The 12,687-nt window shown below is 70.4% G+C and carries 11 protein-coding genes; 5 read left to right on the forward strand and 6 right to left on the reverse strand.

Annotated elements, in window-relative coordinates:
* Window positions 1-76: 76 nt before the first annotated feature.
* Entirely contained in the window at window positions 77-283 is a 207-nt protein-coding gene (locus tag ACIQ6S_RS06840; protein ID WP_397607702.1) for a YdcH family protein, read from the forward strand.
* 4 nt (window positions 284-287) lie between these two features.
* On the opposite strand, the gene ACIQ6S_RS06845 is transcribed toward ACIQ6S_RS06840, so the two are convergent.
* From ACIQ6S_RS06845 to ACIQ6S_RS06865, 5 genes are all read right to left on the reverse strand, one after another.
* Window positions 288-1,325: a hypothetical protein gene (locus tag ACIQ6S_RS06845; RefSeq protein ID WP_397607703.1), complete on the reverse strand. Its 1,038-nt coding sequence runs from the start codon at window positions 1,323-1,325 to the stop codon at window positions 288-290.
* A gap of 2 nt (window positions 1,326-1,327) precedes the next feature.
* A complete protein-coding gene (plsB, locus tag ACIQ6S_RS06850) occupies window positions 1,328-3,970 on the reverse strand; it encodes a glycerol-3-phosphate 1-O-acyltransferase PlsB (protein ID WP_397607704.1) in 2,643 nt (880 codons plus the stop codon).
* A complete protein-coding gene (locus ACIQ6S_RS06855; protein WP_397607705.1) occupies window positions 3,876-4,820 on the reverse strand; it encodes a hypothetical protein in 945 nt (314 codons plus the stop codon). The genes plsB and ACIQ6S_RS06855 overlap by 95 nt, the downstream gene beginning before the upstream one ends.
* Window positions 4,821-4,903: 83 nt before the next feature.
* Complete coding sequence (locus tag ACIQ6S_RS06860; RefSeq protein ID WP_397607706.1) at window positions 4,904-5,797, reverse strand: 5'-nucleotidase, lipoprotein e(P4) family; 894 nt, start codon at window positions 5,795-5,797, stop codon at window positions 4,904-4,906.
* Between the two features lie 88 nt (window positions 5,798-5,885).
* The gene (locus tag ACIQ6S_RS06865) at window positions 5,886-6,509 is read right to left on the reverse strand and encodes a thymidine kinase (protein ID WP_397573000.1); all 624 of its coding nucleotides are present in this window, start codon (window positions 6,507-6,509) and stop codon (window positions 5,886-5,888) included.
* Window positions 6,510-6,587: 78 nt separating this feature from the next.
* Between ACIQ6S_RS06865 and ACIQ6S_RS06870 the strand changes: the two genes are divergently transcribed.
* The gene (locus tag ACIQ6S_RS06870) at window positions 6,588-8,567 is read left to right on the forward strand and encodes a UvrD-helicase domain-containing protein (RefSeq protein ID WP_397607707.1); all 1,980 of its coding nucleotides are present in this window, start codon (window positions 6,588-6,590) and stop codon (window positions 8,565-8,567) included.
* A gap of 20 nt (window positions 8,568-8,587) precedes the next feature.
* Here ACIQ6S_RS06870 and mutM read toward each other — a convergent pair whose 3' ends face one another.
* On the reverse strand, window positions 8,588-9,400 hold the full coding sequence (gene mutM, locus ACIQ6S_RS06875) for a bifunctional DNA-formamidopyrimidine glycosylase/DNA-(apurinic or apyrimidinic site) lyase (protein WP_397607708.1): 813 nt from the start codon (window positions 9,398-9,400) through the stop codon (window positions 8,588-8,590).
* Between the two features lie 107 nt (window positions 9,401-9,507).
* On the opposite strand from mutM, the gene ACIQ6S_RS06880 reads away from it, so the two are divergent.
* From ACIQ6S_RS06880 to ACIQ6S_RS06890, 3 genes are read left to right on the forward strand one after another with little or no spacing between them, the layout of a single operon-like run.
* A complete protein-coding gene (locus ACIQ6S_RS06880; RefSeq protein WP_397607709.1) occupies window positions 9,508-10,569 on the forward strand; it encodes a diguanylate cyclase in 1,062 nt (353 codons plus the stop codon).
* The gene (locus tag ACIQ6S_RS06885) at window positions 10,566-12,332 is read left to right on the forward strand and encodes a diguanylate cyclase domain-containing protein (RefSeq protein WP_397607710.1); all 1,767 of its coding nucleotides are present in this window, start codon (window positions 10,566-10,568) and stop codon (window positions 12,330-12,332) included. The genes ACIQ6S_RS06880 and ACIQ6S_RS06885 overlap by 4 nt, the downstream gene beginning before the upstream one ends.
* The gene (locus tag ACIQ6S_RS06890; protein ID WP_397607711.1) at window positions 12,329-12,676 is read left to right on the forward strand and encodes a hypothetical protein; all 348 of its coding nucleotides are present in this window, start codon (window positions 12,329-12,331) and stop codon (window positions 12,674-12,676) included. The genes ACIQ6S_RS06885 and ACIQ6S_RS06890 overlap by 4 nt, the downstream gene beginning before the upstream one ends.
* Window positions 12,677-12,687 lie beyond the last annotated feature (11 nt).

Consider the following 12,687-nt stretch of genomic DNA (forward strand, 5'->3'; position numbering starts at 1 on the left):
GGCGCCATTCTACCGCCCCCGGGGGCTGCCCCCCCCTGCCCGGCGCCCAAGGGCCGGGTGTAGGCTCGGGGGCGGCATGCACCCCTACGACCCCGGCCAACTCGCACACCGCCTCGTGGAGCTCAAGAGCGAGCACCGCGACCTCGATGCCGCCATCGCGGCGCTGGCAGCGAGCGTGGAGGTGGACGAACTGCGCCTCAAGCGCATGAAGAAGCGGAAGCTGGCCGTGAAGGACCAGATCGCCTGGATCGAGAACCAGCTGATCCCGGATCTGGACGCCTGAGTCTTCAGCGCTTCGAACCCCGCATCGTCATGCCGACGAGCACCGTCGGCGTCATGCCATCCATGGTCGACGCGAGAATCCGCGGCTCATGGCTGGTCCTCAGCCTCCACCCTGGAGTGACGACCGTTATCGACGCTCCATAGTCCAGCGCACCCGGAATCGCTTCGCCATTGGCTTCAGCCTCCAGAGCGCGCGTCACAAGAGCCTCGTTCGCCAGCGGAAAAGAGGCGCCTGAACGCCAAGTCTTCGCCAGCGCACAGACCTCCGCGAGCACGTCATCGAGGTGGCGACTTCCATCCCGGAGCCAGTGGTCGATCATGAGATCCGGTGCTTGCTCTGGGTGCCAAACCCGGTACTGCGCATTGCGCACCGCGCGGGAAGACTCCTCGCCGCGCTCACGAAGCCTGGCGAGCATCCAAGCGGTATCCGAAGGCTGCTTGTCGCGCAAGCGAACCGCAGCGGACTCGTACCCCAAGTACGCCGTTTCAGGCTTTGCCTGCCCAAGACCTCCCAGCAGACTCAGCTCAATGCCGACGATCCAACGGCCAAGGTCCTCGCTCAGCCCCCAGCGAACTTTCGCGACCACCGACCCGCCATGCACGCCGTCGGGTGGTGCGAGGCACGTAGAGACCTGTTCAGCCAGCAGGGCGGGATAGCGCCTCACGGAATCATTGCGCTCGAGCCTGGCGATTGCCGATTGCTCTGCGCGATAGTTGGGCCTCCACGAAGCAGCGTTCATTGCATCGACGATCGCGAAGCCGATTGCACCGCCAACGACGCCCGATGCCGAAGCGCCACCGGACAGTCGCCCGAGCAGTCCGGATCGTTCCGCATCAAATCCGTCCTGGCGCCGGTCGCCACGCCCCGGCTGCGCCGGGATCAGCATCTTCAGGGTGGAAGGCTGGACGTCGACGTCCACGCCAGTGCCCGAAGGGTTGACGGGGAGCGAGACATCGCTGCCGGCCACATTGCACCAGGCCGGCCTTGGGGCAGTCGCACCCAAGGCGAACGCGCACAGCAGGACGACGGTGAGCCGCACCACGCTCAGCCCTTGAACGCCGGCCGCTCGCCGGTCGTGCGCCCGCCGCCACCGCCGGTGTCGCCGGTGATGTGGGTGATGGTCTGCCGCAGTTCGCGGCCCAGCACGATCTTGGCGTCCTTGTCCCAGGCCATCAGCGCTTCGTCGAAGTCGAGCTTGCCGTTCGGGCACAGCCAGACCAGGTTGAGTTCGCGCAGTTTGGCGATGAAGCCGCGGAACAGCGTCTTGTCGAAGAACTCCGGCGCGGCCGGCGCGTACAGCAGCGACAGCCGCTGCGCCGCCAGCTGGCAGAAGCTCTCGAGCTCGCTGGCGCTGATGCTGCGCGGGCCGCGGCGAACGAGGGTGGCGATGGCGATGAAGTAACGCTCGAAGGCCTGTTGCAGCGAGTGCGCGATGGCACGCAGGCGGAAGACCTCGTCGGTCTGGCCGGGGCCGCGGGTCAGGAAGCCGCCATCGTCCTCGCTGGCCACCGAGAGCAGGCCTTCCGCCACGAAGAGGTTGATCGTGGCGTCGAGGCGCTCGGCGAACTCGGCGTCGTCCCAAGGCAGGAACAGCTCGGCCTTGATGAACGGGTAGATCGTCTTGCCGAGGCGCAGCACGCCGGCGCGGCTGATGCGCCGGTTGTTCTGGAAGCACAGCGCGATCCACGCCGGTGCGGCGAACAGGTGCAGCACGTTGTTGCGGAAGTAGCTCTGCAGGACGGCGGTGTCGCCTTCCATCGAGAACACGTCGCCGAGCGGGTGCTTGACGCGACGGATCACGCCCATCGCCTCGCCGTAGGCCACGATCTGCTCGGGCGACATCGGCGTGACGGTGACACGGTCGCTGTAGGGCAGCGCGGCGAGCAGCTTCTTCGACAGCGCGAGCTGGGCCAGCAGGTCGGCCTCGTCCATCGCGTGCTTCGGCGTGGCCAGCAGGGCCACGGCGAGCAGGTTGATGGGGTTCACGTCGGCGGCGCGGTTGATGTTGACGTGGATGCGTTGCGCGATGTCGTCGACAACGTCGCCGAACCAATCGGGCTTGGCATCGGGGCCCAGCGCCTCGCCGGACCAGCCTTCGGCACGCTCGGCGAGGACCTCGCTGAGATGGATGGGCTCGCCGAAGCTCACCGCCACCTGGCCGTATCGGCGTCGCAGGGTGCCCATCGCCGCCACGACCAGCGCGCCGATGCTTTCCTTCTGTTTCGGCCGGCCGGTGAGCTCGTCGAGGTAGCTGTCGCCCTCGATCAGCTTCTCGTAGCCGATGTAGATCGGCTGGAAGACCACCGGCTTGCGCGGCGCGCGCAGGAAGGCGCGCAGGGTCATCGCGATCATGCCGCCCTTGGGCTGCAGCAAACGCCCGGTGCGGGAGCGGCCGCCCTCGATGAAGTACTCGATGGAGAAGCCTTCGCCCACGAGCTGCGCCACGTATTCACCAAGCACAGCGGCGTAGAGCGCATTGCCCTTGATGCTGCGGCGGATGAAGAACGCGCCGCCGCGCCGGAGGATCGGACCGATCACCGGCATGTTGAGGTTGATGCCGGCCACGATGTGCGGCGGGACGATGCCGTTCTTGTAGAGCAGGTAGCTCAGCAAGAGGTAGTCCATGTGGCTGCGGTGGCTCGGCACGTAGATCACCTCGCGCCCGGGCGCTACGGCCTTCAGGCTGTCGAGGTGGTGCATCTGCACGCCGTCGTAGATGCGGTTCCAGAACGCCGTGAGGCCGAAGCTCAGCGAGCGCACCACCGGGTGCGAGTAGTCGGCCGCGATCTCCCACGCGTACTTGTAGGCCTTCTTCCAGGCCTCGGCCGGCGTGGTGTTCTCGCGGCGCGCGGTGTCGGCGATCGCCTTGCGCACCGGCTCGGCGTCGACCACGCGGTCGACCAGCAATCGGCGCGTCGACAAGTCGGGGCCGATGATGGCTTCGCGGACGCGGCGGAAGTGGCCGCGCAGCACGCGCGCGGTCTTGCGCACGGCGCGCTCGTGCGGGAGGTCCTCGGTGAGGATCTCGCGCACCGGGAAACCGGGGGAGAATCGCACCACGGTGCCGCGGCCATTGAGCAGGATCGCCAACAGCCTCCGGAAGCGGCCCACCAGCGCCCAGTTCTCCGAGAACAGCACCGAGAACCACCCGCTCTGCCGGTCCGGCGCGCGGCCGACCAGGATCGATACCGGCACCAGCTGCACGTCCTGCTTCGGGTTCAACCGATGCGCCATCAGCAGGCGCGCGAGGGCATCGGAGTGCGTCTTGTTGGCCGGGCGGCCGATGCTGCCGTTGCGGCGGCGCGACAGCGCCACGTAGGCCCGGCCGCGGCCCAGGGGGTCGCCCGGCAGCGGGGCCAAGGGCGACGGCAGGCCGGCCTCGCGACAGGCGCGGTCGAGGATCAGCATATTGCTGATGCCGTAATGCTCGAGCACGTAGCAGACCGGGCGGTCGAGCGTGATCGGCGGCACGTCGGGATCGCGGGTGATCTCGATCCACGGGTTCAGCAGCCACTCGAGCAGGCGGGCCCACCAGGGCGGACGCACGTAACCGGTCACGGGCGAATCGGAAGCCATGCGGGTCGCTCGCGCGTCAGTTCGCCGGCGCGGCGGCAGGGGCGACGGCGGGCGCCTCGGCAGACGCGGCGGCCAGTTCGGCCACCGACTGCTCCAGCGCTTCGATGGCATCCTCGCGGTACCAGCCGCCGTCGATCTGCCGCATCGGCTGCTCGAAGCTGACTTCCTTGCCGAGCAGCGGGTAGCGCACGCGCACCACGGCGCTCGGGCCGTCGATGGCGATCACTTCGGCCTGCACCTGCGACAACGCCGCATCGGCATCGATGCCGTAGGCCGACATCACTTCCTTGAACGCACGGAAGGCGACGCCGGCCTTCTCGAGCATCGGGTCGTACTCCAGCGCCTCGATGGCCGCGACGTCCGGCAGCTCGAGCTCTCGGGCGGTGCGCACGGCGACGCCCAAGGCCTGCTTCGCGCGCTCGCGGTCGGTGAACTGGGCCTGGTCGCCGGCCCATTCGGCCAGCGCCGTGACGACGCCGGTGGCGTGGCCCTTCTCGGCCTCGCTCATCGTCTCGCTGGCGCTGATGGCGGTGGTGGCGAAGCCCGACAGCATGGTGACGCCGAGCGTCCACTTCGGGCCGAGCTCCTGTTCGAGCGCGACGAGCTTCGGCTCGGCCTTGGCCCAGAGCGCGGTCTCGGCATCGGGCGCGGTGAGTTGCGCCATCAGCTCGGCATAGCGCTGCGCCTGCTCGGCGTCGACCGGATTCTTCGCCGCCACCTGCTGGCGCCACAGCGCCTTCTGCTGCGCGTGCATCGCCGGCGGCAGGCTGAGTTCGGCGTAGCGCTTCAGGTCGCCCTCGCGCAGGGCCTCGGCGAGCGCCTCCACGGCGGCCACGGGCTCGTCGGGCGCGCCCGGCACGGGCTCGGCCTCACGCTGGCAGGCGGCCAGCGCCAGCAGGGCCAGCAGCAGGCCGAGGCGGCCGATGCGGGTCGACAACGGGCGGGTCCAAGGCGTCAGCAAGGGAAGAATCCAGCGCAGCTCGAAGGACGGCGGAGGGTAGCAGATCGCCCCTTAAGCCTTGGTTCGACGCCCGGGCCGGCGCCTCAGTCCCGCAGCGCCGCGCGCTTCGCGGAGCGCTGGGCGTCGCGCGACAGGCTGCGGTCGTTGCCGTACAGGGCCGACTCCCAGCTGCCGTAGCTCGGGTTGGCCAGCATGAACCAGCGCTGCCCCACCCAGGCGTCGAAGCCCTGCAGCTGCGTGGCGCGGGCCTCGAGGCCGTTGTCGGAGACCGAGACAAAATCACCGAGCTGGTCGCCGAACTGCATCAGCACGCGGTAGCGCTGCGCCACGAACTGGCGGCGGCAGCCCTTGTCGCTGCCCTTGGGCACGCAGCCCGGCGTGTCGAAGCCGAGACCGAGGAACTGCGACTCTGCCGGCGGCGGGAAGCCCACGGCTTCGAGGTTCCGGCGCGTGACGGCCGACTTCGCGTGCTCGCGGTTGGTCAGGTAGATCATCGTGACGCCACGCTTCGCCGCCGCCTGCGCGAATTCCGGCGCGCCGGCGACCGCGGTGGCGCGGGCCTCATCGACCCAGGCGTTCCAGGTGGCGTCGTCGAAGCTGCCGTCCTCGCGGATCAGGCGCACCTGGTAGGGGCTGTTGTCGAGGACGGTCTCGTCGACGTCGACGATGATCGCGGGCGGCAGGCCGGCGACCGGCGCGACGCGGTCGTTGGCCGCCAGGGCATCCCACGAGGCATCGGCGAGGGCGGCGTCGAGCAGGCGCTCAGCGCTGCGCCAAGCCTGCCGGTGCGCCATCCGCGCCTCGACCGACGACTGCACCCAGGCCGTGGCATTCAGGTTGTCGTGCGCGGGCACCGCCGGCTCGGACGCCGCCGGCTTGGGCATCGGCGTGGCCGCGGGGGCCTCGGCGACGGTCTGGCACCCGGCGAGGGCCGCGGACAGGGCGAGGACGAGGGCGGCGGAGCGAAGACGGGTCATGGCAGGGCGCTTGCGGGGTCGGACCAAAGGGAGGGCTGGAGTCTAGCGGCGGTGTCGTGGCGACTTCGTGGCGGGCGTGGCCGGCGGTTCAGCCGAGCGGCAAGGACGCCTGCATCGGGTCGATGTGCCCTTCGCCGGCCATGATCTTCTTGAACTCGCCGCGCGACACCGAGACGTAGCGGTCGTTGCCGCCGATCTCCACCTGCGGGCCGTCGGTCACGGCATGGCCGTGCTCGTCGACGCGCACCACCATCGTCGCCTTGCGGCCCGTATGGCAGATGGTCTTGATCTCGACGAGGTTGTCGGCCCAGGCCAGCAGGTACTGGCTGCCTTCGAACAGCTCGCCGCGGAAGTCGGTGCGCAGGCCGTACGCCAGTACCGGCACGTTCAATGCATCGACGATCTCGGTGAGTTGCCACACCTGCGCCTTGGACAGGAACTGCGCCTCGTCGACCAGCACGCAGCCCAGCGGCCCGCGCGCGGCGACGTCCTCGCGGGCGATGCGCTCGAGGTCGTCGTCGCGGGTGAACACCGTGCCCTTCGCCTGCAGGCCGATGCGCGACGCGACGACCCCTTCGCCAGCACGGGTGTCGAGGCGCGGCGTGAGGATGAGCGTGCGCATCCCGCGCTCGTGGTAGTTGTGCGCGCTTTGCAGCAGCGTCGTGGTCTTCCCGGCGTTCATCGCCGAGTAGTAGAAGTAGAGCTTGGCCATGCCGCCATTCTAGCGGGCCGTGGCGGGGCCGGCCCCCGGCTGCGACAATGCGGGCCGTCGTTCCGCCGCAAGATCCCCATGTCCCTCAATGCCCCGCAGCGCGAAGCCGTGCTGTACACGCAGGGCCCGCTGCTCGTACTCGCCGGCGCCGGCTCCGGCAAGACCCGCGTGATCACCGAAAAGATCGCCCACCTCATCGCGACCGGCCAGCGCGAGGCGCGGCACATCGCGGCCATCACCTTCACCAACAAGTCGGCGAAGGAGATGAAGGAGCGCGTGGCGAAGCGGGTGCGCGGAGACGCGGCGGAAGGCCTGACGATCAGCACCTTCCATGCCTTGGGGCTGCGCTTCCTGCAGCAGGAAGCCGGCCGCGCCGGGCTGAAGCGCGGCTTCTCGGTGTTCGATTCGGACGACCAGATGGGCATCGTCAAGGACCTGATGCCGCCGGGCACCAAGAACGACGTGCTCGAACGCCTGCGCGGCCTCGTCTCGCGCGCCAAGAACGAAGCGCTGAGCCCCGAGCAGGCGATGGAACTCGCCAAATCCGCCGTCGAGCGCGAGGCGGCGAACCTCTACGCGAAGTACCAGCAGCGCCTCGCCGCCTTCAACGCGGTGGATTTCGACGACCTGATCCGCCTGCCCGTGACGATGCTGGAGGCCGACCCCGACTTCGCCGCCGGATGGCGCGAGCGCCTGCGCTACCTGCTGGTCGACGAGTGCCAGGACACCAACGGCGCGCAGTACCGACTGCTGAAGCAACTCGCCGGCCCGAAGGGCAGCTTCACCTGCGTGGGCGACGACGACCAGAGCATCTACGCCTGGCGCGGCGCGCAGCCGGAGAACCTGAACCTGCTCGGCAGCGATTACCCCGCGCTGAAGATCATCAAGCTCGAGCAGAACTACCGCTGCGGTGCGCGCATCCTGCGGCTGGCGAACACGCTGATCGCGAACAACCCGCACGAGCACCTGAAGACGCTCTGGAGCGACCAGCGCGAAGGCGACAAGATCAAGGTCTGGCGCTGCGAGAACAACGAGCACGAAGCCGACCGCGTCGCCGCCGAGATCGACTACCTGAGCAAGGCCAAGGAAATCCCGTTCGGCGAGTTCGCCGTGCTGTTCCGCGGCAACCACCAGAGCCGCGCGCTGGAGAAATCGCTGCAACTGCTGCGTATTCCCTACCACCTCACGGGCGGCACGGCGTTCCTCGAACGTGCCGAGGTGAAGGACGCGCTGGCCTGGCTGCGCCTCGTGGCCAATGCCGACGACGACGCGGCATTCCTGCGTTCCGTCTCGTCACCCGCGCGCGGCATCGGCGGCACCTCGCTGGCCAAGCTCGCGGAGCTGGCTCAAGCGCATCACCTGTCGCTGGACGGCGCGGCGCGGCAGATGTCGATCCTGAAGCAGCTGCAGCCGCGCATCGCGGCCGCGCTCGGCGAATTCACCGGGATCGTCGATCGCCTTCGCGATGATTCGGAGCGCATGCCGGCCAAGGACCTCGTGCTTGCCCTGGCGGAGCGCAGCGGCATGCTCGAGGCCTTCCGCGCGATGAGCAAGGACAAGGCCGGCTTCGAGCGGCGCAAAGCGAACCTCGACGAGTTGGCCGACTGGTTCGACGGCCCGAAGAGCAGCGTCGGCGACCTCGCGGCGCAGATGATGCTGCTCAGCCACGCCGACCGCGGCGAGCCCGGAAACGCGGTGCGGCTGATGAGCCTACACGGCAGCAAGGGCCTCGAGTTCCGCGCCGTGTTCCTCGTCGGCCTCGAGGACGGCACCCTGCCGCACGAGGCCAGCATGGAAGAGGGCCGCATCGACGAGGAGCGCCGCCTGCTCTACGTCGGCATCACCCGCGCCAAGGAGCACCTCGTGCTCTCACACTCGCTGGAGACGAAGCGCTGGGGCGACACGATCAAGCTGCAGCCCAGCCGTTTCCTCGACGAGCTGCCGCCATCGGACCTCCAGCGCGACGGTGCCGATCCGGAAGCCGAGGCTGAATCGAAGAAGCAGCGCGGCCGCGCCCACTTGGCAGCGATGGCGGCCTTGTTCGACGCGCCGAAGTAGCTGAAGGCACCGTCAGCCCGTCAACGCTGGCAGCGCGGGCACCACACGGTGGCGCGCTGCCCGAGTCGCATCGCCTTGAGCGCCGTGCCGCAGACCTTGCAGGCCTCGCCCTCGCGGCCGTAGACGAACAGCTCCTGCTCGAAATAGCCCGGCAGTCCGTCGGGGTTGAGGAAGTCGCGCAGGGTCGTGCCGCCGCGCTCGATGGCGTAGCCGAGGATGCGCTTCACGGCGGCGGCGAGGCGCTCGTAGCGCTCACGCGTGACGCGGCCGGCCGGCGTCGTGGGCCGGATGCCGGCCTCGAACAGGGCTTCCGCGGCGTAGATGTTGCCGACACCGACCACGACGGCCTGGTCCATCACGAAGGTCTTCACCGACGCCTTCTTGCCACGTGAAGCCGTGAACAGCGTCTCCCCGGTGAAGGCGTCGGACAGCGGTTCCGGCCCGAGGCCAGCGAGCAGCTCGTGCACTTCGCCGGGCGGTTGCCAGAGCAGGCAGCCGAAGCGGCGCGGGTCGGTGAAGCGGAGCACGCGACCATCGTCGAGGCCGACATCGACATGGTCGTGCGGCCCGAGCGGCGCCGACGCCGGCAGGACCCGCATCACCCCGCTCATGCCGAGATGCCACAGCGCGCTGCCGGCCGCGGTATGCGTCAGGAGGTACTTCGCCCGGCGTTCGACGGCTTCGATGCGCTGGCAGGGAAGGCGCTCGCACACCGCGGCGGGGATCGGCCAGCGCAGGTCGGGCCGGCGCAAGGTGACGCCGGTGACGCGACGACCTTCCAGATGGGGCGCAAGGCCGCGCCGCGTGGTCTCGACTTCGGGCAGTTCAGGCATCGGCGGCGGACGTGTGAAAGAGGGTCGCAGTGTAGGCCCGGTGGCCCGCCTCGCATTGCGGTACCTCCGGTGCGGCCTTACGCTCCGCCCTCACCCCGGGAAGCCCGATGGACACCAGCCCCGACGACGCCCAGCGACGGATCGTCCAGAACGCGGCGCACATGCGCCTGCTCGGGCTTTGGCTGGTCCTCCTTCCGGTCGCGGTGGTCCTGTACGAGCTGCAGGCGCCGGCGATCATGTGGGCCCTCGCCGCCGCGAACGTGCTCGTGTGGCCCTGGGTGGCGCGCCGGATGGCGCTCACGCACGAGCAACCGCTGGCCGTCGAACGCCGGAACCTGCACATCGACTCGCTGATGGCCGGCCTGTGGGTCGCGCTGATGCAGTTCAACGCCGTGCCGTCGCTGATGCTCGCCTCCATCATCCTGATGGACAAATTCGCCTTCGGCGGCCCGCGGCTCGCCCTGCGCTGCGGCCTCGTCTTCCTCGCTTCCGCCGCCACCGTGGCGGCACTGGGCGAGTTCGCCTTCGCGCCGCAGAGCTCCTGGGCGGCCATCGCCGCATCGGCGCCGGCCTTGATGGTCTACCCCTCCGCCATCGCGTTCTCGGCATGGCGCCTCTCGCAGCAGCTCGGCGGGCATCGCCGGGCGCTGGCCTCGCTGGTGCGCACCGATCCACTCACCGGCGCGGCCAACCCGCGAGCGCTGCAGGAAGCGACCGAGCACGAGTTCCGCCGCTTCCGCCGCAGCGGCCACCGCGCCAGCTTCATGGTGGTGGACGTCGACCGTTTCCGCCTTCTCAACGATGTGCACGGTCGCGCCGCCGGCGACGCCGCGCTGCAGGCCATTGCCGCGGTGCTCCGCAAGACCCTCCGCGACACCGACACCTGCGGCCGCCTCGGCGGCGATCGCTTCGGCGTCGTGCTGACGGATGCCAGCGGCAGCGGCGTGGGCGAGCTGGCCGAACGCCTGCGCCATGCGCTGGCCGAGCGCCTGCTCCATGACGCCAGCGGTGCCCACCCGACGGTGAGCATCGGCTACGCGCAGATCGACGCCGGGATGCTCACCAGCACGCAGTGGATCGCCGCCGCCGAGTCGGCGCTGCGCGCCGCGAAGTCGGCGGGGCGCAACCGCAGCATGTCGGCGCCGGCCTTCGGCAGCCTCGGCCCATGACCACGAGGGGCCGTCGCGCGGCGGCGCTGCTGTTCGCCGCACTCGGCATCGGTGCGGCGCTGGCGGCGGCCCCGACCCCGGCGCAGCTGGACGCCCTGCAGGCACTGCGCCTGAGCAACCCGGGCGCCTTCCTCGCGCAGTTGCGGGAGGCCGAGGCCGGGCCACCGCCGACCGACCCGTTGCTCCGCGACCAGCTGGGTCTGTTGAGCGCCCAGGCGATGGCGCTCGAATCCCGCTTCCCCGAGGCGCTGCAGCGCGCCGACCGACTGGCCCGCGAAGCCGCCGACGAGGAAACGCGCCTGCGCGCCGCGGCCCTCGCGGTCAACGTGCAGGCCGCCAGCCGCGATTTCCTCGACGGGCAGAAGCGGCTCGAAGCCCTGCTGGCCACCGTCGAGCCCCTGCCCGACAGTGCCGTGCGCCGGCACATCGACCTCATCGCCGCGGTGTTCTACAACCAGTTGTCGCGGTCCGAGATCGCCCTGCGGCACGCGGAACGGGTGCTCGCCGGCGACACCGCTCCCGTGGAGCGGTGCACCGCCACCGTGCAGGCGCTGGTGGCCCGGCTGTCGCGCGCCGCTCACCAGCTCGACGACGCGGAGTTCGACGCAGCGTCGGCGCTTTGCGTCGGTTCGAACACCGTGCTTCCGGCGCGCTACGTGGACGTCCTCCGGGCCCGCTGGTGGACCGCGCGGGGCGAGGCGGGGCGCGCCGTGGCCCATCTGCAGGCGCAGATGCCGGCCCTGCAGGCCATCGGCTACGTCCCCTTGATCGCCGAAGCCCACGCGGAGTTCGCGGAGGCGCTGCAGGCCGTGGGGCGGCTCGACGAGGCACAGGCGCAGACCGACGCGGTGCTGGCCCTCAGCGCCGGCCTGCCCAGTGGCCTGCCCCTGCTCTCGGCACGACGCACCCGCTATCAGGTCGCACTGGCCCGGGGCGATGACCGGGTGGCCCTGGGCGAACTGCAGGCGGTACTCACGGCGGAGCGCGCCTACGAGGACGAGGTGCGGCACCTGCTCGTCGCCTACGAGGCCGGGCGCCAGGAGTCACTCGCTCGCCAGCAGGCCCTGGCGCTGGTCGAGCAACGCAACACGCAGCTGGTATTGGATGCGAAGCACAGCGAACGCACGGCCACGCTCTTCAGCCTGCTGGCGGTGCCACTGGGCCTCGCCTTCGTCGCCCTGCTGGGCTGGACCTGGCATTCGCGTCGACTGCGGCACCGACATCGCGAGCGCCTGCAGGTCGACCCGCTGACCACGCTGTGGACGCGGCAGTACTTCTCCCAGCAGGCGGCCGCGGCCTTGGCTGCCGCCGAACGGCGGGCCCAGCCGATGGCGCTGGTGCTCTTCGACCTTGACCACTTCTCGCAGGTGAACTCGCAGCACGGGCACCTGTCCGGCGACGCCCTGTTGGCCGCGGTGGGAGCGGCACTCGCCCGCCTGCAGGAGCCGGGCCGCCAGTTCGGCCGCCTCGGTGGCGAGGAGTTCGCCGTGCTGCTGCCAGGTGCGGGCCTCGATGAGGGCCTGGCGTTCGCCGAACGCTGCCGCAGCGCCATCGCTGCCGTCCGCGCCACCGCTTACGACGGCCGTGCCGCGCTGGCCATCACGGCGAGCTTCGGCGTGGTCTCGACCACCGCCGCCGGCTACCGCCTGCGCGACCTGTTGGCGAATGCCGATCACGCGCTTTACCGCGCCAAGGGCGCGGGGCGGAACCGCGTGGCGGCCGCCGTGGTGGTGCCGGTGGATGGCACCGAGGCCCCGGCGTGAACCGTTCCCTCCCTCTGGCCGTCGCCTTGGTGGCTACGTCGGGGCTGGCGTCGGCCACACCGACCACCTACGCCGCGGGCCCGCGCGAACTGATGCAGCGCTTCGATGGCGACGGCAGCGGTGGCGTCGACGAGGCGGAGTATGTCGCGTACCTGTCGGTTGGCTTCCACGCCCGCGACGCCGACGGCAATGGCGTGCTCGAGAGCGACGAGCTGCCGCCGGGCGCGAAGCCCATCGCGCGCGCCGAGAACGAGGCGCGGCTGCGCCGTCAGTTCGCCCGGCAGGACGTGGACCGCGACGGCGCGCTCGATGCGCGCGAGCTGCTCGCCCCGCCGCGCGGCTGAGCCGATCCGAC

Origin of the sequence: Silanimonas sp., assembly GCF_044377035.1 — a bacterium.
Lineage (GTDB): Bacteria > Pseudomonadota > Gammaproteobacteria > Xanthomonadales > Xanthomonadaceae > Silanimonas.

Coding starts and splice junctions, on each gene's coding strand:
- ACIQ6S_RS06840 (WP_397607702.1), top strand. CDS start 77: ATGCACCCCTACGACCCCGGCCAACTCGCACACCGCCTCGTGGAGCTC.
- plsB (WP_397607704.1), bottom strand. CDS start 3,970: ATGCCATCGAAGCGCTGGAGCAGTCGGTGGCCGAACTGGCCGCCGCGT.
- ACIQ6S_RS06860 (WP_397607706.1), bottom strand. CDS start 5,797: ATGACCCGTCTTCGCTCCGCCGCCCTCGTCCTCGCCCTGTCCGCGGCC.
- ACIQ6S_RS06865 (WP_397573000.1), bottom strand. CDS start 6,509: ATGGCCAAGCTCTACTTCTACTACTCGGCGATGAACGCCGGGAAGACC.
- ACIQ6S_RS06870 (WP_397607707.1), top strand. CDS start 6,588: ATGTCCCTCAATGCCCCGCAGCGCGAAGCCGTGCTGTACACGCAGGGC.
- mutM (WP_397607708.1), bottom strand. CDS start 9,400: ATGCCTGAACTGCCCGAAGTCGAGACCACGCGGCGCGGCCTTGCGCCC.
- ACIQ6S_RS06880 (WP_397607709.1), top strand. CDS start 9,508: ATGGACACCAGCCCCGACGACGCCCAGCGACGGATCGTCCAGAACGCG.
- ACIQ6S_RS06885 (WP_397607710.1), top strand. CDS start 10,566: ATGACCACGAGGGGCCGTCGCGCGGCGGCGCTGCTGTTCGCCGCACTC.